The organism is Streptomyces sp. NPDC055287, from assembly GCF_053646035.1.
Map to the genome: position 1 here is coordinate 84,521 of NZ_JBSHNE010000014.1, position 22,359 is coordinate 106,879.

General features: G+C 72.2%; 19 protein-coding genes and 2 pseudogenes. 10 read left to right on the forward strand and 11 right to left on the reverse strand.

The genetic code is table 11. The annotated features are described in order from the left end of the window. Positions 1 to 51: 51 nt before the first annotated feature. Positions 52 to 1,341 (forward strand): Bcr/CflA family multidrug efflux MFS transporter, encoded by a 1,290-nt coding sequence (locus ACWIHY_RS22755; protein ID WP_454377492.1) that lies wholly within the window; start codon positions 52 to 54, stop codon positions 1,339 to 1,341. Between the two features lie 62 nt (positions 1,342 to 1,403). Here ACWIHY_RS22755 and ACWIHY_RS22760 read toward each other — a convergent pair whose 3' ends face one another. Further along, positions 1,404 to 2,714 (reverse strand): hypothetical protein, encoded by a 1,311-nt coding sequence (locus ACWIHY_RS22760; RefSeq protein WP_454377493.1) that lies wholly within the window; start codon positions 2,712 to 2,714, stop codon positions 1,404 to 1,406. A gap of 132 nt (positions 2,715 to 2,846) precedes the next feature. On the opposite strand from ACWIHY_RS22760, the gene ACWIHY_RS22765 reads away from it, so the two are divergent. Beyond that, positions 2,847 to 3,869, forward strand: a complete 1,023-nt coding sequence (locus ACWIHY_RS22765; RefSeq protein WP_454377494.1) for a small ribosomal subunit Rsm22 family protein — start codon at positions 2,847 to 2,849, stop codon at positions 3,867 to 3,869. Here the strand turns inward: ACWIHY_RS22765 and ddaH are convergent. Beyond that, entirely contained in the window at positions 3,866 to 4,711 is an 846-nt protein-coding gene (gene ddaH, locus ACWIHY_RS22770) for a dimethylargininase (RefSeq protein WP_454377495.1), read from the reverse strand. The two genes, ACWIHY_RS22765 and ddaH, sit on opposite strands and share 4 nt — an antisense overlap. A 131-nt stretch (positions 4,712 to 4,842) precedes the next feature. Between ddaH and ACWIHY_RS22775 the strand changes: the two genes are divergently transcribed. Together ACWIHY_RS22775 and ACWIHY_RS22780 are read left to right on the forward strand one after the other, a co-directional pair. Beyond that, positions 4,843 to 5,526, forward strand: coding sequence for a TetR/AcrR family transcriptional regulator (locus ACWIHY_RS22775; protein WP_454377496.1), 684 nt, complete (start codon positions 4,843 to 4,845; stop codon positions 5,524 to 5,526). A 196-nt stretch (positions 5,527 to 5,722) separates the two neighbouring features. Continuing rightward, a complete protein-coding gene (locus ACWIHY_RS22780; protein WP_454377497.1) occupies positions 5,723 to 6,493 on the forward strand; it encodes a bifunctional DNA primase/polymerase in 771 nt (256 codons plus the stop codon). A 107-nt stretch (positions 6,494 to 6,600) separates the two neighbouring features. Here ACWIHY_RS22780 and ACWIHY_RS22785 read toward each other — a convergent pair whose 3' ends face one another. Genes ACWIHY_RS22785 through efeO form a run of 4 tightly spaced genes read right to left on the reverse strand, consistent with a single transcriptional unit; the run spans position 6,601 to position 10,915 of the window. Then, positions 6,601 to 7,569: a hypothetical protein gene (locus ACWIHY_RS22785; protein ID WP_454377498.1), complete on the reverse strand. Its 969-nt coding sequence runs from the start codon at positions 7,567 to 7,569 to the stop codon at positions 6,601 to 6,603. Then, positions 7,502 to 8,467, reverse strand: a complete 966-nt coding sequence (gene efeU, locus ACWIHY_RS22790) for an iron uptake transporter permease EfeU (protein ID WP_454377499.1) — start codon at positions 8,465 to 8,467, stop codon at positions 7,502 to 7,504. The genes ACWIHY_RS22785 and efeU overlap by 68 nt, the downstream gene beginning before the upstream one ends. Before the next feature lie 19 nt (positions 8,468 to 8,486). Next, positions 8,487 to 9,758 carry an iron uptake transporter deferrochelatase/peroxidase subunit gene (gene efeB / locus ACWIHY_RS22795; protein WP_454377500.1) on the reverse strand — a complete coding sequence of 424 codons (1,272 nt, stop codon included), beginning with the start codon at positions 9,756 to 9,758 and terminating at the stop codon, positions 8,487 to 8,489. Positions 9,759 to 9,772: 14 nt separating this feature from the next. Continuing rightward, positions 9,773 to 10,915: an iron uptake system protein EfeO gene (gene efeO / locus ACWIHY_RS22800; protein WP_454377501.1), complete on the reverse strand. Its 1,143-nt coding sequence runs from the start codon at positions 10,913 to 10,915 to the stop codon at positions 9,773 to 9,775. A 232-nt stretch (positions 10,916 to 11,147) separates the two neighbouring features. On the opposite strand from efeO, the gene ACWIHY_RS22805 reads away from it, so the two are divergent. Then, positions 11,148 to 11,804, forward strand: a complete 657-nt coding sequence (locus ACWIHY_RS22805) for a PhzF family phenazine biosynthesis protein (RefSeq protein WP_454377502.1) — start codon at positions 11,148 to 11,150, stop codon at positions 11,802 to 11,804. 10 nt (positions 11,805 to 11,814) lie between these two features. Here the strand turns inward: ACWIHY_RS22805 and ACWIHY_RS22810 are convergent, their stop codons facing one another. Together ACWIHY_RS22810 and map are read right to left on the reverse strand one after the other, a co-directional pair. Then, a complete protein-coding gene (locus tag ACWIHY_RS22810) occupies positions 11,815 to 12,504 on the reverse strand; it encodes a biliverdin-producing heme oxygenase (RefSeq protein ID WP_454377503.1) in 690 nt (229 codons plus the stop codon). A 149-nt stretch (positions 12,505 to 12,653) separates the two neighbouring features. Next, positions 12,654 to 13,511, reverse strand: coding sequence for a type I methionyl aminopeptidase (gene map, locus ACWIHY_RS22815; RefSeq protein ID WP_454377504.1), 858 nt, complete (start codon positions 13,509 to 13,511; stop codon positions 12,654 to 12,656). 58 nt (positions 13,512 to 13,569) lie between these two features. On the opposite strand from map, the gene ACWIHY_RS22820 reads away from it, so the two are divergent. After that, entirely contained in the window at positions 13,570 to 13,806 is a 237-nt protein-coding gene (locus ACWIHY_RS22820; RefSeq protein WP_454377505.1) for a hypothetical protein, read from the forward strand. 13 nt (positions 13,807 to 13,819) lie between these two features. On the opposite strand, the gene ACWIHY_RS22825 is transcribed toward ACWIHY_RS22820, so the two are convergent. Further along, on the reverse strand, positions 13,820 to 15,109 hold the full coding sequence (locus ACWIHY_RS22825; RefSeq protein WP_454377506.1) for an MFS transporter: 1,290 nt from the start codon (positions 15,107 to 15,109) through the stop codon (positions 13,820 to 13,822). Positions 15,110 to 15,364: 255 nt separating this feature from the next. Beyond that, complete coding sequence (locus ACWIHY_RS22830) at positions 15,365 to 15,967, reverse strand: hypothetical protein (protein ID WP_454377507.1); 603 nt, start codon at positions 15,965 to 15,967, stop codon at positions 15,365 to 15,367. Positions 15,968 to 16,059: 92 nt separating this feature from the next. On the opposite strand from ACWIHY_RS22830, the gene npdG reads away from it, so the two are divergent. Together npdG and ACWIHY_RS22840 are read left to right on the forward strand one after the other, a co-directional pair. After that, positions 16,060 to 16,773 (forward strand): NADPH-dependent F420 reductase, encoded by a 714-nt coding sequence (gene npdG, locus ACWIHY_RS22835; protein WP_454377508.1) that lies wholly within the window; start codon positions 16,060 to 16,062, stop codon positions 16,771 to 16,773. Positions 16,774 to 16,885: 112 nt separating this feature from the next. Next, positions 16,886 to 17,117, forward strand: a pseudogene (locus ACWIHY_RS22840) (hypothetical protein). On the opposite strand, the gene ACWIHY_RS22845 reads toward ACWIHY_RS22840, so the two are convergent. Beyond that, positions 17,075 to 17,860: a site-2 protease family protein gene (locus ACWIHY_RS22845; protein ID WP_454377509.1), complete on the reverse strand. Its 786-nt coding sequence runs from the start codon at positions 17,858 to 17,860 to the stop codon at positions 17,075 to 17,077. The pseudogene ACWIHY_RS22840 and the gene ACWIHY_RS22845 overlap by 43 nt on opposite strands. Before the next feature lie 124 nt (positions 17,861 to 17,984). On the opposite strand from ACWIHY_RS22845, the pseudogene ACWIHY_RS22850 reads away from it, so the two are divergent. After that, a pseudogene (locus ACWIHY_RS22850) lies at positions 17,985 to 18,443 on the forward strand (DUF6578 domain-containing protein); the annotation flags it as partial. A gap of 105 nt (positions 18,444 to 18,548) precedes the next feature. Continuing rightward, positions 18,549 to 22,358: an AfsR/SARP family transcriptional regulator gene (locus tag ACWIHY_RS22855; protein ID WP_454377563.1), complete on the forward strand. Its 3,810-nt coding sequence runs from the start codon at positions 18,549 to 18,551 to the stop codon at positions 22,356 to 22,358. The last annotated feature ends 1 nt before the right edge of the window (position 22,359 follow it).

The window sequence follows — 22,359 nt, forward strand, 5'->3', positions numbered from 1 at the left end:
CTCTGGACGAGCTGAGAGCATAGGTGCAGATTCAACGACATGGAGATGCGAATGCCGGAGACAGGCCAGTCCACGCAAGGTCATATATCCGGCACAGGGGCGGAAATGGGGGCAGTCCCCGCTTCAGCCACCGCCGCCCGTCGCACCGGGCTCCTCGTCACGCTGGTACTCGGCGGGCTCACCGCACTGCCCCCGCTGTCCATGGACATGTACCTCCCCGCTCTGCCCGAGGTCACGGAGTCACTGCGCTCGCCCGCCGCCACCGTCCAGCTCACACTGACCGCCTGCCTGGCCGGCATGGCGCTCGGGCAGCTGGTCGTCGGCCCGATGAGCGACCGGTTCGGCCGGCGCGGGCCGCTGCTCCTCGGCATGATCGTGTACGTCGTGGCCACCGCGATCTGCGCCTTCGCGCCCTCCACCGAACTCCTGATCGCGTTCCGGCTGCTCCAGGGGCTCGCGGGGGCGGCGGGCATCGTGATCGCCCGCGCGGTCGTCCGTGACCTGTACGACGGCGTGGCGATGGCCCGATTCTTCTCCACCCTGATGCTGATCTCCGGCGTCGCGCCGGTCATCGCGCCCGTCATCGGCGGCCAGGTGCTCCGCCTCACCGACTGGCGGGGCATCTTCGTGGTCCTCACCGCCGTGGGCCTCCTCCTCACCGTCGTGGTGTGGAAGTGGCTGCACGAGACGCTGCCGGCGGAGCGACGGCACGCGGGAGGCGTCGGCGAAGCCCTGCGCACGATGCGCGCCCTGCTCGCGGACCGGGTCTTCACCGGCTACGTACTGGCCGGTGGCCTGGCCTTCGCCGCCCTGTTCGCGTACATCTCGGCTTCCCCCTTCGTCGTGCAGGAAATTTTCGGCGCTTCGCCCCAGACCTTCAGCCTGCTCTTCGGCATCAACTCGGTCGGCCTGATCGTCGTCGGCCAGATCAACGGCAAGCTGCTGGTGGGCCGGGTCAGCATGGACAAGGTCCTGGCCACGGGCCTGGCCCTCATCGCCCTGGCGTCCCTCGCCCTCCTCCTGATGACCACCGGGGTCTTCGGCGAGGCGGGCCTGGTGCCGGTCGCGGCCGGTCTCTTCGTCCTGATGTCGGCGATGGGCCTCGCCCTGCCCAACACGAACGCCCTGGCCCTGATGCGCACCCCGCACGCGGCGGGCTCGGCGTCGGCGCTCCTCGGTACGTCGTCGTTCCTGATCGGCGCGATCGCCTCCCCCCTGGTCGGCATCGCGGGCGAGGCGACGGCGGTCCCGATGGCCGTGGTCCAGCTGACCTGCGCCCTGGCGTCCCTGACGTGCTTCGCGACGCTGTGCCGGCCGTGGCGCCGCGCGGCGTCGGTGTGACCGGGGGACCCCGGCAGCGCCGGCCATCGGCCCCACGCGCCGCCCCCCGGTCGCCCCGGCGTTCACCCCCGCCGCGCGTAAGCGATCAGGTGCGGGCGGTCCTTGCGGTCCGTCCAGGGGAACAGCGCCGTGCCGCCGACCTCCACCGCCGGTACGTGCACATGCGCCGGAAGCGCCGTCGGCCGCGAGGCCGTCAGGTCGGCCTCCGCCGGCGTGCGGGTCGCCGTCGTCCCGTACGCGACGCCCGTGTCCGTCACCACCGTCAGGGACAGCGGCTTCGTACCGTCCGCGTCCTCGTAGCAGTGCCCGGCGCCCGTCTCCAGGTCGAAGCCCAGACTGCCCGCCACCACGTACCGGCCCTCCGGCGCCACCGCCGCCCGCGGATACGTCCCCGGCTCTATGGCCGGCTTCCGGCACTCCGCCTTGGCCAGCACCTTCCCCGTCGCCGCGTCGTGCACCGCCCACACGTCGTAGTCGGCCGCGCCCTCACTGCCCCGCGTCTTCTGCCACTTGGCGAGAATCCGCCCGTCCGTCACCGACGTCGGCACGCCCGACGCCGCCTCAGTCCCGCCCGGCGCGGTCTTCCTGCTGTGCCAACCGCCCCGCACCCAGAACTCCCGGCGCCCGCTCACCAGCAGCCCCTTCTCCGTCACCGCCCGCACCTGCGTCTGCCTCCGGCAGTCCCCGCACCCCTTCGGGGGCCGGAGATCCTTCGCGGAAACCCGGGTCACCCGGCCCGTCGCCGGATCGACGACCGCGCTGTCCGCGCCACCGTCGCTGACGAGAATGCCGGGGCCGTCCCCGTTCACGCTCGGTACGTCGGCCCACGGCAGCTCGACCCGCTGCTGCGCGCCGCTCCGGACGTCGTAGACATCCAGCGCCACGATCATGTCGGCCGAGGTCAGGGCGTCCTCGCCGACCTTCCCGTACGACCAGGTGACGAAGAACTCCCGGCCGTCCTTGGCCACGGACAGCAGCCGGGGAAAGTACGCCGGGTCCGACAACGGCTGCCACGCGTCACCCGCCCACCGCGTCTTCCCGCTCGCCGCGTCGACGGTCCGCAGCCGGAAGCGGGTGGCGGACACCCGCTCCAGGAACCCCACCCGCGCCGCGCTCGCGGCGACGGCGTACTCCACCGACGCGCCGGACGCGCCGGTGACCTCCCAGCCCCGCGCGTTGCTGTACGCCGACGGTACGGCCAGCCGCGTCGCGGGCCCGGCGGCCGCACTCTTCCTCGCGGGTTGCGGAGCCCCGGACGGCTTGCGTTTCCCGTCCGCGCCGCCGCTGCCGCCACCGCACGTGGCCAGCAGGAGCAGCAGCGCCAGGACGATCACACCGGCCACCAGAGCCACCCGTACGACCCGCTGTCCCATGGTCCCCCCGAGGGTCAAGTCAAGGGCGCCAGCGTAGCAACTGCCTCTGCCGGAACATCGGTTCAGCCGCGCCCCGTGCCCGCGCCGGTACGGGCGCCCGCGGCGCCCTCCGCGAGTGCCTAAAATTCGACAGTGAACTCCACCCTCCCCACCGCGGAAGCCCTGCGCAGCGCACTCGCCGGCCTTCTCGACGGGCTGCCGCCCAAGCAGGCCGCACAGGCCGTCGAGCGGCTGATCGCGAACTACCGCGGGACCACCCCCACCGGCGCCCCCGTGCTCCGCGACCGCTCCGACGTCGCCGCGTACGCCGCGTACCGGATGCCCGCGACCTTCGAGGCGGTGCGTTCCGCGCTCGCCGCACTGCGCGACGCGGCCCCGGAGTGGACCCCGGCGACGCACGCGGACATCGGCGGCGGGACCGGCGCCGCGACCTGGGCCGTCGCGGAGGCGTGGCAGGAGAAGGCGGCCAGTACGGTCGTCGACTGGGCGGAGCCCGCCCTCGCGCTCGGCCGCGAGCTCGCCGAGGCCTCCGGTTCCCCCGCCCTGCGGGCCGCGACGTGGCAGCGCTCTCGTATCGGATCGGCGCTCCGGATCGAGAGCACCGATCTCGTCACCATCTCGTACGTCCTGAAGGAACTCACCCCGGCCGACCGCGCGCACCTGGTCACCGAGGCCGCCCGCGCCGCGCAGGCCGTCGTGATCGTCGAACCCGGCACCCCCGACGGCTACCTCCGCGTCATCGAGGCCCGGCAGCAGCTGATCGACGCCGGCCTGAGCGTCGCCGCCCCCTGCCCGCACAGCGGTGCCTGCCCCATCGAGCCGGGCACCGACTGGTGCCACTTCTCGGCGCGGGTCAGCCGCTCCTCCCTCCACCGTCAGGTCAAGGGCGGCTCGCTGCCGTACGAGGACGAGAAGTTCAGTTACGTCGCCGCCGTGCGCGACGACGCGGACGGTCCGGCCGCCGTCCCGGCCGCCAACCGCGTGATCCGCAGGCCTCAGATCCGCAAGGGCATGGTCCTGCTGGAACTGTGCACGAAGCCGGAGGAACTCACCCGCGAGACGGTCACCAAGAAGCGCCACGGCGACCTCTACCGGGCGGCCCGCGACATCGACTGGGGCGACGCATGGCCGCCGCCCCGGCCCGAAACCGACTAGCCGCGCAGCTCCTGCGTGCAGCACTTCACGCTTCCGCCGCCCTTGAGCAACTCCCCGAGGTCCATCCCGACCGGCTCGTACCCGCGCGCCCGCAGAGGCCCGAACAGCCCGAGCGCCGTCTGCGGCAGCAGTACGTGCCGCCCGTCGCTCACCGCGTTGAGCCCGAGCGCCGCCGCGTCCGCCTCCTGCGCGACGATCGCGTCCGGGAAGAGCCGGGCGAGGACGGCCCGGCTGCCGGGAGAGAAGGCGCCGGGGTAGTACATGACCTCGTCCGTACGGTCGTCGAGGACGGCCAGTGCGGTGTCCAGGTGGTAGTAGCGCGGGTCGACGAGGTCCAGGCCGATGACCGGACGGCCGAAGAACTCCTGCGCCTCGTCGTGCGACAGCGGGCTGGAGCGGAAGCCGCGCCCGGCGAGGATCCACGACGAGGTGACGGCGAAGTCGCCCTCGCCTTCGTTGATGTGCGCGGGCTCGCAGATCTCGGTGAAGCCGTGGGCGCGGAACCACTCAAGGTGTGCCTCGGCCTCCAGGGACCGTTCCGCGTACGCGAACCGGGCGCCGAGCACCCGCCCGTCGACGACGGTGGCGCCGTTGGCGGCGTACACCATGTCGGGCAGGCCGGGCCTGGGGGTCAGGAGTTCGACAGTGTGGCCGAGGCTCCGGTAGCGGTCCCGCAGGTCCTCCCACTGGGTGAGGGCCAGGGGCAGGTCGACCGGCTTCCCGGGGTCCATCCACGGGTTGATGGAGTACGTCACCCTGAAGTGCTCCGGGGGGCACATCAGGTAGCGGCGGGGCGAGGCTTCACGAGGCAATGAGGGCTCCTCACGAGCGGCATGGGGCACAGAGTGTGCGTGAGAGCCATGGTCCGCCGAACCGGCCCGTAGCGCAGTGAACCGATCGGGTGGTTCCCGACTGGTCAGGCGGCATCCATGTTGCGAGACGTCTCGTCTCGCCGCGCTGATAGATTGACGTCATGGCCGAGACCGGAAGCACCAGCGACCCCAGCACCCCCAAGCCCCCCAGCGCCTCCAGCACGTCCAGCGCTGCGAGAACCCCCGACGCCACCCGCCGCAGCGAGCGCTCCCGCCGAGCGATCTACGATGCGGCCCTCTCCCTCGTCGGTGAGGTGGGCTACCCGAAGACGACGATCGAGGGCATCGCCGCCCGCGCCGGCGTCGGCAAGCAGACGATCTACCGCTGGTGGCCCTCCAAGGCGGCCGTCCTGCTCGAAGCCTTCCTCGACCTCGGCGAACAGGCCGCGGAGGCGGCCGGCGCGGGCGACGGCGCGTACGAGATCCCGGACACCGGCGACCTCGCCGCCGACCTGAAGATCGTCCTTCGCGCCACCGTCGACGAACTGGTCGACCCGAAGTACGAGGCCCCCTCCCGCGCCCTCACCGCCGCGGGCATCGTCGATCCGGCCCTGGGCGCGGAGTTCGTGGAGAAGCTGCTCGAACCGTCGCTCCAGCTGTACGTGAGGCGGCTGGGCGCCGCGCAGGAAGCCGGCGACGTTCGCGCGGGAATCGACCCGCGCATCGCCCTGGAACTCCTCGTCGCCCCGCTCGCTCACCGCTGGCTGCTGCGCACGCTCCCCCTCACGCACGAGTACGCCGACGCCGTCGTCGACTATGCGCTCGGGGGCCTCGCGCCGCGCTGAGACCCCGGGGCGCCGCGCCGGGTGAGTTCGCTCACGGAGTTCGCCGTACGTTCACCGCGAGGCCACTTATCAGGGCAAAGGCGCCAATCGCGCCACCGCTGTGATATCGCCCCGTGTACCCCGGATGGGGACTGCGGCCACCCGAGGCGCAGGATGGTGGCAGCATGGACAGCACAACGCTGAGGTGAGGGGTTGAATGGGCGCCGATTTCGGCCGCTATCGCGGCACAGAGAGCAGGCAGACAGTGGAAAGCAGACTTCCCCAGTGGCTGCGCCGCCGCCCGAAGGCCACCGGCGCCGAGGACCTGGCCGAGGACCGCAAGGCCCTGCTCCTGGCCGCCGCCGCCGCGGGCCTCCCGCTCGCCCCCGCCGCGTACCCGGCGGGATACCGATGTTCGTGCGAACGCGTCGGCTGTCCCACCCCCGCCAGGCACCCGGTCTCGTTCGCCTGGCAGACCCAGTCCACGACCGACCCCGCGCAGATCAAGCGCTGGGCCGAGGGCCAGCCGCAAGCGAACTTCATCACCGCCACCGGCATGGTGCACGACGTACTCGACGTACCGCTCGAAGCGGGCCGCAGCGCGCTGGAGCGGCTGCTCGAAGCCGGGGTCGACGTCGGCCCGGTGGCCGAGTTCGGGGCCGGCAACGGCGACGCGCGGCTGCTCTTCTTCACCGCCACCCGGGGAACCCCGGACGACGAGGACGAGTGGTGGCCGTGCGAGCTGGACTGCCACCCCGAGACGATGGACGAGCATCCGGGACTGCGCTGGCACTGCCGGGGCAGCTACGTCCTCGTACCGCCGGCGAAACTCCCCGGTGAGCACGAGGTCAGCTGGGTCCGCGGCCTCGAGCACCCGCTGCCCGACCCGCTGAACCTCCTCGAGACACTGACCGACGCCTGCGCGCGGTACGTCGGCGAGGACGACCCGGAGGACCACCACGCGGTGGCCTGGCCCCTGGGCCGCTGAGCCCCTGACCGCGAGAGCGCGGTCAGGGCACCGACGGAAGCCGGGACGAAAGCCGCCTCGGAAGCCGGCGCAGCCCGGCGACGGGGCGGTGCGGGCAACCGGGCCCGTCAGGACCCCTTGGCGGCCGTGAGTCCCTGAATCCGGGCGAGCACGGTCACCTGCGGCTTGCCCTTGCCCGCCCCGGCCGCGCCCGACCCGCCCGCCGCGGTCTCCGGCGGCACCTGCACGACCTGGCTGGAGACCCGCTCCTTGGTGAGCTTGGTTTTCGCCGTGCCCGTCATCAGCGCCCGTACGTCGGCATTGAGATCCAGCCGCACGCCCTTGGCCACGGTCTGCTGCTCGAACTGCCGGGTGGCGAAGAACACCGTCGCCCCGCCGTCCTCCGTGACCAGCCCCAGCGGCGCGAACGCCCCGCTGTCCAGCCGCTGGTCGAGGTACTGGACAGTGCGTCCGAGCTGCCGCGCCGACTTCTGCCGCGTCTGGCGCACGGCGGAAGTGTGCGGGCCGGGCGCGAAGTTCGCGGGCGCCCCGTCCTGCATGTACGACGCGTACTGCACGCTCAGGTCCTTCGGCGGCACCACGAGCCCGGGCCCGTCCGGCCGCACCGGCTCGGCCCAGCCGTCCTCGTCCTTCTTGAACGCGGGCATCTCGTCCGGCGTGAGAACCGCCAGGTGCGAGACCTCCCACAGCTGATTGGCCCCGCCCCGTACGAACACGAGCAGCCAGCGGGTGTCGAGCCGGCCGCTGTCCTTGTCACGGTTGCTGTCGGTGTCCGCGACGAACCACCGGGGCCAGCCCGCCTTCTTGGGGATGGAGTACTTCGCGTCGGTCAGCTCCAGCGGATCGTGGCGCGGATTGCCCTGCGGGCTCTGCGCCTGGCGCGCTTTGAGACCGGCCTGGTTGATCGCGCCGAGCGCGCCGGTGACCCGGCCCGCGTCGAGGGCCGGGTCGTACGCCTTGTCCGCCTTGTTGTACGCGGCGGTGAAGTCCTTCAGGGCCTGTGCGGCCTCAGACTTCGTCGCCGCCGGTACGACTTCCAGCTCGCCGTGCACCGTCACGCACCCGCTCGCCGTCATCGACAGCGCCGTCGCCGTCGCGAGACCCGTCCCCAGCCGCCTCAGCGTGCTCAGCCTGCTCATGCGCTGCCTTCTGTGTCTTCGTCCCCACCGACTTCCGGAACCCTACCGGGGACAGGAAAAGCGCGAGCGTGGGGATCAGGTACAGCAGCCACACCGTGACCTGAAGGACGGTCGGGTCGGGCTGGAAGTTGAACGTGCCCTTGAGGAGTGTGCCGTACCAGCTGTCCGGTGGAATCGTGCTGGAGATGTCGAACGCCTTGTTCCTCAGACCGCCGACGAACTCGGCCTCCTGGAGGTCGTGCACGCCGTACGCCAGCACACCGGCGGCCACGACGACGAGCATGCCACCCGTCCAGGTGAAGAACTTCGCCAGGTTGATCCGCAGCGCACCCCGGTAGAACAGCCACCCCAGCGCGACCGCCGCCCCGATTCCGAGCAGGGCGCCGCCCATCGGGCGCCAGCCGTCCTCGGCCGCGTGCACCGCCCGCCACACGAACAGCGAGGTCTCGATGCCCTCCCGGCCGACCGCGAGGAAGGCCGTCGCGACCAGTGCGCCGGTGCCCATCGCGAGGGCGGCGTCGAGCTTGCCGTGCAGCTCGGCCTTCAGATGGCGGGCGGTGCGGCGCATCCAGAAGACCATCCACGTCACCAGCCCCACGGCGACGATCGACAGCGTGCCGCCGATCGCCTCCTGCGCCTTGAACGTCAGTTCCTGTGTGCCGAATTCGAGCGCGAAGCCGAAGGCGAGGCTCACGGTGACCGCGATGCCGACGCCGGTCCAGATGGGTGGCAGCTTGCGCCGGTTGCCGGTCTTGACCAGATAGGCGACGAGGATGCAGACGACGAGGCTGGCCTCCAGCCCCTCGCGCAGACCGATCAGGAAGTTGCTGAACACGTAGATCCGTCCCCTTCCGCTAGGAGAACAGCCCCTTGCCCCACCAGTCGTCCTTGTCGCGGACGCCCGGCGGGACGGCGAAGAGCGCCGAACCCACGTGCTGGATGTACTCGTTGAGCGCGTCACCGCGCGCCAGACTGCGCTGTACGGGAATGAACGCCTCGCGCACGTCCCGCTGGTAGGCCAGGAAGAACAGCCCCGCGTCGAGGCGGCCCAGCCCGTCCGTACCGTCGGTGAAGGAGTAACCGCGACGCAGCATGCGCGCCCCGCTGTTGGAGTCGGGATGGGCGAGGCGCACGTGCGAAGTGGGCAGCATGGCCTTGAGGTTCGGCTCGTCGCGCTCGCGCGCCTTGCCGACCGCCGCACCCTCGCCCTTGTCGCGGCCGAAGATGTCCTCCTGCTCGGTCAGGGAGGTGCGGTCCCAGGTCTCGATGCGCATCGCGATGCGGCGTGCGACGAGGTACGAGCCGCCCGTCATCCAGGCCGGCCCGTCCTTCTCCCGTACCCACACATGCTTGCCGAGGCTCTCGGTGTCGGTGCCCGCGATGTTGCGGGTGCCGTCCTTGAACCCGAAGAGGTTGCGCGGGGTCTGGGCGTCGGGCGTCGTCGACGACGTCTTGCCGAAGCCGAGCTGGGACCAGCGGACCGCGGCCTTGCCGAAGCCGATGCGGGCGAGGTTGCGGATGGCGTGCACGGCCACCTGCGGGTCGTCCGCGCAGGCCTGGACGCACAGGTCGCCGCCGCTGCGGGCCTTGTCGAGATTGTCGCCGGGGAACTCCGGGAGGTCCACGAGGGCCTCGGGCCGCCGTCCTTCGAGCCCGAAGCGGCCCTTCTCGAAGAGCGAGGGCCCGAAACCGACGGTGAGCGTCAGCCGGGACGGCTTGAGGCCGAGCGCCTCGCCGGTGTCGTCGGGCGGAGCCTCGGGGAGACCGCCGTACGCGCCCTCGCCGACCGGCTGTCCCGCCGTCATGAGGGCGGCGGCCGCCGTCCAGTCCTTCAGGAGCGCGACGAGTTCCTCGCGGTCCTCGGTCGTCACGTCGAACGCGGCGAAGTGCAGCCGGTCCTGGACGTCGGTCGAGATCCCCGCCTGGTGCACACCGTGGAACGGCACGGCGGCCCCCGCGGAGGCCGCGGTGGTGCTCCCGCTCCCCTCACCGTCCCCCGCGCCGAGCGCGGCGACCGTACCGCCCGCCGCGACGGCGCCGAGCGCGAGCCCGGCACCGCCCCAGCCGAGCACGGAACGGCGGGACGCCACAGGGGACTCGGACTCGGACCTGGTCTCGTCGGACATGCGCGGGTGCCCTCCTACTTCACAACGGCGGCGGCGAGCTTCGACAGCGGCTCGGCGAGCGCGTTGACGCCGTCGTGCAGCTCATTGCGCTCGGCCTTGCCGACCTTGTCGTACGACGTGAACGCGTACGACCTCTTGTCCTCGCGGTACTGGTCGAGCAGGTCGTTCAGCGCCTTGAACTGCTTGTCCAGCTCGGCGGTGAGCTTCGGGTCGTTCTTCGACGCGATCGGCTTGAGCAGGGCGTACGACTTCTCAGCGCCCTCGACGTTCGCCTTGAAGTCGACGAGGTCGGTGTGGGAGTAGCGCTCCTCCTCACCCGTGACCTTGCCGGTGGCGACCTCGTCGAGGAGCTCCTTGGCGCCGTTCGCCATCGAGGTCGGAGTGATGTCCGCCTTGCCGACCCGCTTCTGCCAGTCCGTGAGGTCCTTCAGGAGCGTGCCGGCGAGGGCCTTCTCCTCGGCTCCGAGCTTCTTGTCCTGCCACAGCGCCTTCTCCAGGCGGTGCCAGCCGGTCCACTTCTGGCCCTTCTCCAGACCGTCCTCGCGCAGGTCGACCTTCGGGTCGATGTCGCCGAACGACTCGGCGACCGGCTCCGTGCGCTCCCAGCCGATGCGCGAGTCGGCGTACGCCTTCTTCGCCGCCTCGATGTCACCCTTCTTCACGGCGTCCGTGAAGACCTTGGCCTTGGGCAGCGTCTCGTCCGCCTGCGCCTGTACGTACGTGCGGAACGCGGCGACGGCTGCGTCCTTCTCGGGGCTGCGCCGGACGGCCTTGCCACCGCCCGTCGCCTCGACCTTCTGGCGGATGCCGTCGCCCTTCATGCCGGGCTTGCAGGCGATCTCGTACGAACCGGCCTTGACCTCGGCGGTGATGTTCGCCTTGGTGCCGGGGCCGATGTTCTCGCGCTCGGTGACGATGCGGTCGTCCGGGAAGAGGATGTAGACCTCGGTGACCTTCGAGCCCTTGTTCTCGACGGCGAGTTCGACGTGCCCGGCGGGGAACTTCTTCTTCGACACGTCGCAGGAGTCGTCCTTGGCGACGACCGTGATCGCTCCCTCGCCGCCCTTGGCGTCGCTCTTCTCGGCGCAGCCCGTGACGGCGGTCAGGGCCGCCACGGTCGCGGCGGCGGTGACGACGGACAGACGGACGGGTCGCATTCGGACTCCACGCGGATCGAGGTGAGGCGGGAACAGGGGTGGGGTGAGGCGGACCTAACTTAACCGAGCCTTACTTTGCCGGTACCCGCCCGTGCAGTGATTCAGCTCTCACGGGGCCACTCCGGATACAGCGGGATCACGACTGCTTCACGACGCCCCCACGGCAGGGTCAAGCGCGGGTCAAGTCCCGCGGAGGAGGTGAGCAGGAAGGGGCTGGTGCTTCAATGCCGGGGTGAACGAACTCGACGTACTCCGCGTCTTCTGCGGCCCCGACGGACGCCACGGCAACGCCCTCGGTGTCGTACGCGACGGACGCGCGCACCCCGACGAGGCCTCCCGGCAGGCGCTCGCCGCCGAACTCGGATTCAGCGAGACCGTGTTCGTCGACGACCCCGAGCGCGGCGTCGTGGACATCTACACGCCCGGCCTGCGCCTGCCCTTCGCCGGACACCCACTGGTCGGCGCCGCCTGGCTGCTCGACCTGGAAGTCCTCAACCCGCCCGCGGGGGAGGTGTGGGCGCGCCAGGACGGCGAGTTCACGTGGATCACGGCGCGCGCCGAATGGGCGCCGCCGCGCCGCCTCCAGCAGTACGCGTCGGCCGCCGAGGTCGACGCGCTGCCCGCGCCCCCGCCGGGCGACGGCTGGTTGTACGCCTGGGCCTGGGAGGACGAGGCCGCGGGCCGGGTCCGCGCCCGCGCCTTCCCGCGTCGCGACGACGGCATCTCGGAAGACGAGGCGACCGGCGCCGCGGCGCTCCTGCTCACCGCCGCACTGGGCCGCGCCCTGAACATCACTCAGGGCCGGGGCTCCCAGATCCTGACGGCGCCGGGCCCGGATGCCACGATCGAGATCGGCGGCCGTGTCCGCTTCGCCCCGCACGCGCCGTGACCACCAGGGCTCACGCGCTGAGCGGGAACTCTCCACCCAGCTCGCGGAACACCGCCCCGTTGAAATCGAAGGCGCGCTTGCATTCGTCGATGATGCGCTGCTTCTCCAAGTCGTCCGCGTTCACCCGGTCCAGCAGCTCGCGGTAACCCCGCTTGAAGGCGGCCGGGTTGGAGATGTTCTCGAAGACGTAGAAGCGCACCCCGTCACCCTTGCGCTCGAAACCCCAGGTCCGCTCCGCCTTGTCACGGATGATCTGGCCGCCCGAAAGGTCGCCGAGGTAGCGGGTGTAGTGGTGCGCCACGTACCCGGCCGGCCAGCTGCGCGCGCACTCGGCGACGCGTGCGGCGTACGCCGCGGTCGCGGGCAGTGGCTCGACACTCTCGCGCCAGTGCGCCCCGCGCAGGTGCGCCAGGTCGCGTTCCAGCTCGGCGGTGCGCATCAGCTCGGGCTGGATGAACGGCCCGGCGACCGGGTCGTCCGCCAGCGACTCCGCGGCCTCCTCCAGCGCCCGGTACACGAACCACAGCTGTTCCGTGTAGCGCGCGTACGCGTCCACGGAGAGCTTTCCGCCGAGCAGGTCGCTCATGAAGGTGGAGGTCTCCGCCTCGGTGTGCTGCTCGTGCGAGGCGACGCGGATCAGCGTCGAGAAGGGGGTCGCGGTGTCGGCGGCACTGGCTGCGGCTGTGGCGGTTGCGTCCAAGGCGGACCTCCGGGGACCGAGGGAACGGGAAAGGAAGGGCCTGCGGTGGCGGCACGCGCAGCCACCACCGCCGATCTTCCTGCTTAGGTATGCCTAAGTCAATGTGTTCCCGACGGCCTGTCGGTAAAAACGCTACGCCCTCCACGGGTTCACGGCAGCGTGAGAATTTCCGCCCCGGTCTCCGTCACCACCAGCGTGTGCTCGAACTGCGCCGTCCGCTTGCGGTCCTTTGTCACGACCGTCCAGCCGTCTTCCCACATGTCGTACTCGTGCGTACCGAGCGTGAGCATCGGCTCGATGGTGAACGTCATGCCGGGCTGCATCACCGTCGTGGCGTGCGGGCTGTCGTAATGCGGGATGATCAGCCCGGAGTGGAACGACGAGTTGATGCCGTGCCCCGTGAAGTCCCGCACCACGCCGTAGCCGAAACGCTTGGCGTACGACTCGATGACCCGCCCGATGACGTTGATCTGGCGCCCCGGCCTGACCGCCTTGATGGCGCGGGCCAGCGACTCGCGGGTGCGCTCGACGAGCAGCCGCGACTCCTCGTCGACGTCACCGCACAGGTACGTCGCGTTGTTGTCGCCGTGGACACCGTTGATGTACGCCGTGACGTCGAGGTTCACGATGTCGCCGTCGCGCAGCACCGTGGAGTCCGGGATGCCGTGACAGATGACCTCGTTGACGGAGCTGCACAGCGACTTCGGATAGCCCCGGTAACCGAGGGTAGAAGGGTACGCACCATGGTCGATCATGAAGTCGTGCGCGACCCGGTCCAGCTCGTCCGTGGTCACACCGGGCGAGATGTGCTTCGCGGCCTCCTCCATCGCCTGTGCGGCGATGCGGCCCGCGATGCGCATCCGCTCGATGGTGTCGGAATCCTGGATCTCCGGGCCGGTGTACGGCGTCGGTGCCGGCTTCCCGACGTACTCGGGACGCCGGACATTGCCGGGAACGGAACGGGTGGGAGAGAGCTCCCCTGGTACGAGCAGCGACTGGCCAGACATGCAAGCGAGTGTATCCAGCCGCCATCGGGCAGCATGGCGGCAGAGGAAGGAGCCGACGATGGCCCTGTTCAAGAAGCGCACAGCCGGAAAGCCGGGCGAATGGTTCTACTGCCTGGAACACAAGAAGGTCGAGGAGGGCCCGGAGTGCCCGGCGAAGGACCGCTTCGGCCCGTACGCCACGCGCGGGGAGGCGCAGCGCGCGATGGAGACCGCGGCCGAGCGCAACCTTGAGTGGGAGACGGACCCGAAGTGGCACGACAAGCACGGAGCGCAGCCGGACGGGGACGACGCCTGAGCGGGCCCGTCGCCTAACCCACCGCTTCAGCCGCCGTCGCGTCCTGCTGGGCCCGGCGGCGCTGTGCGTCCGCGTCCGTACCCGCGTCGTACGTCATCAGCCTGGGAAGCGCCGCGGCGAGCAGGCCCACAGAGACGACGCAGGCCAGGCCGCCGCTCCAGATCGCCGGCCTGGTCCCCGACCAGCCGGCGAGGGCGCCGGCCCGTACCTGCCCGAGCTGCGGACCGACGCTGTACGACAACACCTCGATGCCCGCGAGCCGGCCGCGCAGCTCCTCCGGGATGGTCTGGTTCCAGATGGTCGAGCGCCCGAGCCCGCTGAGCATGTCGCCCGCGCCCGCGAACGCCAGACACACCAGCACGGCCCATACGTTGCTGAACCACCCGGCGGCGGCGATCGCGAGGCCCCAGCCGGCCGCGCCGTACACGACCAGCTGCCCGTGCCGCCTGATGCGCGAGGCCCAGCCGCTCGTCAGGCTGACGACAACCGACCCGACGGATCCGGCGGCGTACATCAGCCCGAGTGCCCACTCGGAGTCGAGGTCGTCAGCGAGGAACGGGAAGACCGCGTTGGGGAACGCGAAGAACATCGCGGCCATGTCGACGGCGTACGTCCCGAGCAGTACGGGCCGGCTCCACGCGTACCGCGCGCCTTCCGCTATGCCACGCAGGGAGGGCTTCGGGGCGTCGTGGGAGGCCGGGGCCGCCTTGAGGCGCGTACACAGCGCGACGGACGCCGCGAACCCGACGACGGTGACGCCGTACGCCGTGGCATGCCCGGCGTAGGCGACGACCGCGCCCGCGACCGCGGGGCCGGCGATCGCACCGGTCTGCCAGCGCAGCGAGTTGAGCGCGGCCGCGGCGGTGAGCTGGTCGTGCGGCACGATGCGCGCCATGAGGGAGTCCAGTGCGGGGCGCTGGAGCCCGGCGAGGGCGGAGACGCAGGCGGCGACGACGTACAGCGGCCAGAGCAGCGGCTCCGGCAGCAGCGCGTTGACGAGCAGCAGCCCGGCCAGTACGCCGAGCCCGGCCTCGGTCAGCAGGATGACCTTGCGCCGGTCTGCCGAGTCGGCCAGCGCGCCGCCGTACAGCCCGAACACGATCAGCGGCACCAGCTCGACGGCGCCCATCGCGCCGACGGCGAGCGGGGAGTCGGTGAGGTCCTTGATCTGCAGGGGCAGCGCGATCATGGCCATGAAGCTGCCGAAGTACGTGACGAGGCCCTGGACGAACAGCAGGCGGAAGTCGCGCGAGGAGCGCCACGGGGCGAGGTCCGGCAGTATCGCCGCGAGCTTGGAAGTCACGACCGGCCATGGTCCGCGACGCCGGTTCCCCGGACAACCGATTTACGGGCCGAACGCGGCCCCGCCCGGGCATCCGGCCGGGTCGGCATGTCCAGCCCCTCCGGCGTCCGAAGAGCGGGTCCGGGGCGGAGCCCTGGTTCGGGAAGGGGTGGGTCGGGGAAAGCCCGCGCAGCGGCCCCGAGCCAGCACCGGCCCGAAGCCCGCTCCCGTACCGGATCCGGCACAGGCACCCGCACATGCCCCGCACCAAACCCCCTACCACCGCCCCGGCGGCGGCGCCGTCAGCTGGTCGGCCAGGCGGGAGAGGCGGTCCCGGAACCGCCGGGGCCCCCGCGGCGCGGGCAGGCTGTTCTCCCCCGCCGCCGCACTCACCAGGTGCTGCACGGTGTCCAGATCCACGTCCCCGCCCGCCGGCACGGACAACGCCTCGTGCGCCAGCCCCCGGATCTCCCGGTCCCCACCGTCCAGCGACAGCACGGTCGCCCCGGCCCGCCGCGCGTCGTGCACCCGCTCCAGCAGCCCCGCCCCCGGCCGCTCCGGCGCCACGACGAGCAGCGTCTCGCCCCGCCCCGCCGCCTCGATCCTGCCCAGCCCCACCGACAGGTGCGCCGGCTCCCCGGGCCCCACCCGGTGGCGTACGAGCGTGGGGTTCAGTTCCGCGAGCCCGGACCACGCCGCCTCGTCGACGAGGTGCGCTGCCAGGTGCCACGGCTCGTACACCTCGGTCCCCACGAGCAGCAGCCCGCCGCGCTGCGGCACGACGGAGGACCGCAGCGCCCCGGCGAACCGCCGTGCGGCCGGCAACCACTCGGTCCCGTCGAGGACTTCACGCAGCAGGGCGACACGCACGGCATCCATGCGGCGGCATCCTGCCCTACCCCGGTGCAAGCCGCGGGCGAATGCCACCGCCTCACCCGGACGAGCGTGCTACCTGCAAGTAGGGTCGGCGTATGACTTCGACTGACAGCGCGGACAGCGCGAAGAAGCCCGCAGCCAAGGACCCCTGGGACCTCCCGGACGTGTCCGGCCTGGTCGTGGGGGTACTGGGCGGGACCGGCGACCAGGGACGCGGGCTCGCGTACCGACTGGCCAGGGCCGGCCAGAAGGTGATCATCGGCTCGCGTGCGGCCGAGCGAGCCGGGAACGCCGCCGCCGAGCTGGGCCTCGGCGTGGAGGGCGCGGACAACGCGGAGTGCGCCCGGCGCAGCGACATCGTGATCGTCGCCGTGCCGTGGGACGGCCACGCCAAGACGCTCGAAGCGCTGCGCGAGGAGCTGAGCGGCAAGCTCGTCGTCGACTGCGTCAACCCGCTCGGCTTCGACAAGCAGGGCGCTTACGCCCTGAAGCCGGAGGAGGGCAGTGCCGCCGAACAGGCCGCCGCGCTGCTGCCGGACTCGCGGGTGACCGCCGCCTTCCACCACCTGTCGGCCGTCCTCCTCCAGGACGAGGCGATCGAGGAGATCGACACCGATGTGATGGTGCTGGGCGAGGCCCGCGCCGACACGGACATCGTGCAGGCTCTCGCGGCCCGCATCCCCGGCATGCGCGGCGTCTTCGCGGGCCGGCTGCGCAATGCCCACCAGGTGGAGTCCCTGGTCGCCAACCTGATCTCGGTGAACCGGCGCTACAAGGCGCACGCGGGCCTGCGCGTGACCGACGTCTGAGCGGAGACGCACGGACACGGACCGACGCCCGAGGACGGCGTACAGGCGACGGCGTACCAGCACGGACGCACGGACCCGTGTCCGAAGGCCGACGTACAAGCACGATCGGGGCATGGGGGACACTGGACCGGAAGCTTTCCGCACCCCGACAGGAGCCGCCCCCCATGCCCCGCCTCGCTCTGTACGCCCTCGTCGTCTGCGTCCTCGCCGTGGCCGCGGCGGTGGTGTCCTTCGTCCAGGGCAGCTGGCTCGGTGTCGTCTGGATCCTGCTGGCCGGAGTGGCCTCCAACATGGCCTGGTACTACGTGCGCAAGGGCTCCGGCTCGCCGTCCCAGAACGTGTAGAAGGCGCGGCCGGTCTCCCAGTCGGTCACTCCCAGTGCCCGGAGCACCGCGTCGACCGCGTCGAAGAACAGTTCGTTGACCTCGGGGATCCACAGGATGCCGAAGATCAGCAGCAATCCGAACGGGGCGAGCGGCTCGACCTGGCGGCGGATCTTGTGCGAGAGCCACGGCTCGATCACGCCGTAGCCGTCCAGTCCCGGCATCGGCAGGAAGTTCAGGATCGCGGCCGTGATCTGGAGCAGGGCGAGGAAACCCAGCGCGTAACGGAACACGTCGGGGACGCCCGTCATGGCGTCCAGCCAGAACGGCGCCGTGCACACGATCGCGAACAGCAGGTTCGTCAGCGGGCCCGCCGCCGAGATGAGGCTGTGCCTCCAGCGGCCCTGGATGCGGCCCCGCTCGATGAAGACCGCGCCGCCGGGCAGGCCGATGCCGCCCATGATCACGAACAGCACCGGCAGCACGATGCTGAGCAGCGGATGGGTGTATTTGAGTGGATTGAGAGTCAAGTACCCCTTCGCGCCCACGGAAATGTCGCCGCTGTGGAGTGCGGTGCGGGCGTGCGCGTACTCGTGCAGACACAGCGAGACGATCCACGCGGACGTGACGAAGAGGAAGACGGCGAAGCCCGTACTCGCCGAGGCCTCCGTCCACACCGCCCAGCCGGAGACCGCCATGACGGCGACGATCCCGAGGAAGACGGCACTGATCCGCCGGTCGCGGCGGGTGAGGGCGGTGGTCATGGGCGGATCTCCAGGGATGGGCGCGGGCCGGACAGCAGGACTACCTACCCAGCACGACTACGAAAACGTCTCGCGCCGCTAAAACGTCTCGCGCGGTGACGGTGGTTCCGGCGAAGCTGCATGCATGGCGCTCTGGCGAATCCTGTACGACGACTGGCAGATGGAATGCTGCGGTGAGCCGTTCTCGGTGGGTGACGAAGTGCGGTGGCAGCTGTCGCTGCGCGGGCCGGAGGACCTCACCTCGCCCGGAATATGGGCGGACAGCTACAGCGAGCTGGTGGCGGTGGCGGGCGGGGGCGGGCTGGTGAGCGGCCCCGGCGTCACCGCGCTCTGCGGTGGCGAGCCGTACGCCGAGCAGCCGATCCGTCTTCCCGACCCGGTCGTCGGACTCCTCGCCGTCGAGACGCACGGCCCGGGACCGGACGACGTCCCCGAGACCGTCGGCATGGTCCGCTCCATCCGGATCGTCACCCAGGGGTACGCCGAGACACGCGCCGGGTCGCGTTCGTACGAGCCGGTGCCGGGGGAGCGGTGGCTGCGGCCGGTGGAAACGTGCCCCAAGTGGTTCAGCGACAATGCGCGGCCGGACCGCGCGGGGCGCGGCTACCGCTCGACGACACGGGGGTCCTGGTCGAGCTGGAGACGCCGCACGGCGGGCCGGCGCCCGGGCGCCGGGGACAATAGATCCGTGCGCTATCGCATCCTCGGCCCCACGCAAGCACTCCGCGACGACGGCACGCCCGTCGCCGTCGGCGGAGCGCGGCTGCGTGCCCTGCTGACGGTACTGGCGCTGCGGCCCGGGCGTACCGTCACGGCCGGCGCCCTCACCGACGAGGTCTGGAACGGCGAACCGCCCGCCGACGCGACCGGCGCGCTCCAGGCCCTGGTCGGCCGCCTGCGCCGCGCCCTGGGCCACGCCGCGGTCGCCTCCGCCGACGGCGGCTACCGGCTGTGCGCCGACCCCGACGATGTGGACCTGTACCGCTTCGAACGGCTGGCGGGGGAGGGCGCGCGAGCGCTGGGCGACGGCGATCCGGGCAGCGCGGCGGAGCTGCTCGACGAGGCGCTGAGCCTGTGGCACGGCCCGGCCCTGGCAGGCCTCCCGGACCGTACGGCGGAAGCGGCCCGGTGGGAGGCCCGGCGCCTGGCCGCCCGCCGCGCGCGCCTGGCCGCCCTGCTCGCCCTGGGGCGGGCGGAGGACGCCCTGCCGGAACTCGCCGCGCTCTGCGACGACCACCCGATCGACGAACCGCTCCAGTCCCTTCGCCTGCGCGCGCTGCGCGACACGGGCCGTACCGCGCAGGCTCTGGCGGCGTACGACGAACTCCGCCGCGACCTGGCATCCCGCCTGGGCACCGACCCGTCCCCGGAACTCCGCACCCTCCACGCGGAACTCCTCACCCCACAGGAACCTGAGAAGCCCGCGGCGGCGCGGGCGCAGGCACCGAAGGCTCCGGGAACGGACGGCCCCGGCCTCCCCGTGGGGCCGGCGATGCACCGAGCCGGTGCGGGCGCCTCTGCGGCGGGCTCCGCCACCCTGGAGGGCTCGCGCGGCGCACCGGCCCGGCTCGACGGGCACGCGCAGGCGGCGGCCGGAGGCCGGCACGACCCGGCTGGGGGCTCGCGGAGCGGCGCGACGGGGCGGGACAACGACGCCACCCCCGGCTCCGACGAGCACACCGCCGCCGCTGACCCCCAGGCGCCACAAGCCCACGAGCCCACCACGCCCGACGCCTCGCCCGCCACCCAGCCGGGCGTGCCTGCCGACGCGCCCGGCGTCCCGCGTGACGCGGAGGAATCCGCGGCCCGCGCCGCACACGCCTTGGACGCCGCCCCGCCCGCCGCACCGCACTCCCCGCACGCCGAGAACACCACCCCGCCCGCCGCACCGCACTCCCCGCAGGCCACCGCGCACGGCCGTGCCTCGAACGGCACCCCACCCGCGCCCGGCTCGCTGTCCGCTCCCGGAACGCCGCTGCCGCACGGAAACTTGCGGGCCCGGCTGACCTCCTTCGTGGGGCGCGAGGGGGACATCGCGGCCATCACCGCCGACCTGGGGCGGGCTCGTCTCGTCACCCTGCTCGGGCCCGGCGGCGCCGGGAAGACGCGGCTGTCGCAAGAGGCGGCCGAGGTCGCCAACGGTGCCTGGCGGGACGGCATCTGGCTCGCCGAGCTCGCCCCCGTCGACGACCCCGAGACCGTGCCCGAAGCCGTACTCGTCGCGCTGGGCGCCCGCCAGACCGTCCTGCGCGGCGCCGGCGCCGAGGAGCTGCGCGCCGCGGACCGGCACGGGGACGATCCGCTCCTGCGCCTCGTCGAGCACTGCGCCCGCCGCCGGATGCTGGTCCTGCTCGACAACTGCGAGCACGTCATCGACGCCGCCGCCCGCCTCGCCGAGGAACTTCTGGCCCGCTGCCCCGGCGTGACCGTGCTCGCCACCAGCCGTGAACCGCTCGGCGTCCCGGGCGAGTTCGTGCGTCCCGTGGAACCGCTGCCCGACCCCATGGCCCTGCGCCTCCTCGCCGAGCGCGGCGCGGCCGCGAGCCCCGGTTTCCGTGTCGACGACGACCCGGCCGCCACCGCCGAGATCTGCCGCCGCCTCGACGGAATGCCCCTGGCCATCGAACTGGCCGCCGCCCGGCTCCGGATGCTCACCCCGCGCCAGATCGCGGACCGTCTCGACGACCGGTTCCGGCTGCTGACCGGCGGCAGCCGCACCGTACTGCCGAGGCAGCAGACGCTGCGGGCGGTCGTCGACTGGTCGTGGGACCTGCTGGACGAGCAGGAGAGGGCGGCCCTGCGTGCCCTGTCCGTCTTCGCGGGCGGCTGCGACCTGGCCGCCGCCGAAGCGGTGATCGGCCCCGAAGCGCTCGATCTGCTCGGTTCACTGGTCGACAAGTCGCTGGTGGTCGCGGCCCCTTCGGGCGACGGCACCATGCGCTACCGCCTCCTCGAAACCGTCGGTGAGTACGCCGCCGAACGCCTCGACGAGGCAGGTGACCGCCCCACCGCCGAGCGCCGGCACCTCGTCCACTTCCGCGAGTTCGGCCGCCACGCCGAACCTCTGCTGCGCGGCCGCGAACAGCTCGCCTGGTTCAGCCGCCTCGAGGTCGAGTACGAGAACCTGCGCACCGCACTGCGCCGCGCAGTCGCCGCCCGCGACGAGCACGAGGCGCTGTGCCTCGTCCACTCGCTCGCCTGGTACTGGACGATCCGCGGCCTGCGCGCCGACGCCCGCCACTGGTCCCGGGCCGCCGCCGAACTGGGCCCCGACCCCTTCGCCCCGCCGGCCGCCCCCGCGCCCGCCCTGCACGAGCGGTGTACGGACACACCGCCGCCCATGGCGCCCGATCAACTGCTGGAGGCCAGACGGGGAGCCTGGCTCATCCACCTGGCGAGCATGAGCCACGAGCTCGACCAGTGGACCACCGACGAGGCGACGGCATGGCTGCGCCGCGTCGTCGACGTCTACCGGCCCGGCCTGCCGCAGACCTGCCGTACCCCGGGAACACTCTGGTTCTACGCGATCATGCTGACCGGCACACCGGGGCAGCTGTACGAGGTCGCCAACCGGACAGTCGCCGCCTGCCGGGAGTACGGCTACACCTGGGAGCTCGCCTCCGCCCTCCAGCTGCGGGCCAACCTCCTCGCCAACCGGAGCGACTGGGCGGGCGACGCGAGCGCCGACGCCGACGAGAGCCTGGAGATCTTCACCCGGCTCGGCGATGTCTGGGGCGCGGCCGAGGCGCTCGCCGCGCGGGCCGAGGCCCGTGAGCGCAAAGGCGAGTTCACCCCGGCCGCCGACGACTACCGCGCCGCGATCGGCCACGCGGCCCTGCTCGGCGCCCAGACCCAGGTCTCCTTGCTGCGGGCCCGGCTCGCGGGGGCACTACTGGAGACGGGCGACGGCGAGGTGGCCGAGCCGATGCTGCGCGAGATCCTGGCCCAGGTCGCACACCAGGGACACGAGTCGGAGCCCGCCGCCCGCATGTATCTGGCGATGTGGCTCGGCCGCACGGGCCGTACCGGCGAGGGGCGACGCGAGCTGGACCTGATGCGGCGGTCCTTCAACCGGTCCAACCTCGCCATCTTCGAAGGCTTCGTCATCGGCCTCCTCGCCTGGATGGACAATCTGGACGGGAAGTACGACGAGGCGCTCGGCCAGGCCCGCCAGGCACTGGAACGCTCACGCGAACCGCTGTCCCGCCTGGTCGCCCCGCAGATGCCGGCGGTCCACCTGATGACGGCGGCCCACGCCCTGGCCGGACTGGGCGGTCCCGACCGGGCCGGCGACGCCGCCCGGCTGCTCGGCGGGTACAAGGCCCTTCTGCCGCCCGGCCACTTCGCCACCACCCAGGAGCGCGAGGCCGTGGAGGCCGCCGAGACGGCGGCGCGCGCCGCGCTCGGCGACGCCGCGTTCGAGGCGGCGTACGACGAGGGCGGCGCCCTCACGCTGGATCAGGCCGCCGCCCTCGTCGGCGCCCCTGGAGGGCCCTGAC

Coding starts and splice junctions, on each gene's coding strand:
- ACWIHY_RS22820 (WP_454377505.1), top strand. CDS start 13,570: ATGGCCCTGTTCAAGAAGCGCACAGCCGGAAAGCCGGGCGAATGGTTC.
- ACWIHY_RS22755 (WP_454377492.1), top strand. CDS start 52: ATGCCGGAGACAGGCCAGTCCACGCAAGGTCATATATCCGGCACAGGG.
- map (WP_454377504.1), bottom strand. CDS start 13,511: ATGTCTGGCCAGTCGCTGCTCGTACCAGGGGAGCTCTCTCCCACCCGT.
- efeO (WP_454377501.1), bottom strand. CDS start 10,915: ATGCGACCCGTCCGTCTGTCCGTCGTCACCGCCGCCGCGACCGTGGCG.
- ACWIHY_RS22830 (WP_454377507.1), bottom strand. CDS start 15,967: ATGGATGCCGTGCGTGTCGCCCTGCTGCGTGAAGTCCTCGACGGGACC.
- ACWIHY_RS22760 (WP_454377493.1), bottom strand. CDS start 2,714: ATGGGACAGCGGGTCGTACGGGTGGCTCTGGTGGCCGGTGTGATCGTC.
- ACWIHY_RS22785 (WP_454377498.1), bottom strand. CDS start 7,569: ATGACGGCGAGCGGGTGCGTGACGGTGCACGGCGAGCTGGAAGTCGTA.
- ACWIHY_RS22845 (WP_454377509.1), bottom strand. CDS start 17,860: ATGACCACCGCCCTCACCCGCCGCGACCGGCGGATCAGTGCCGTCTTC.
- efeB (WP_454377500.1), bottom strand. CDS start 9,758: ATGTCCGACGAGACCAGGTCCGAGTCCGAGTCCCCTGTGGCGTCCCGC.
- ACWIHY_RS22780 (WP_454377497.1), top strand. CDS start 5,723: ATGGGCGCCGATTTCGGCCGCTATCGCGGCACAGAGAGCAGGCAGACA.
- npdG (WP_454377508.1), top strand. CDS start 16,060: ATGACTTCGACTGACAGCGCGGACAGCGCGAAGAAGCCCGCAGCCAAG.
- ACWIHY_RS22775 (WP_454377496.1), top strand. CDS start 4,843: ATGGCCGAGACCGGAAGCACCAGCGACCCCAGCACCCCCAAGCCCCCC.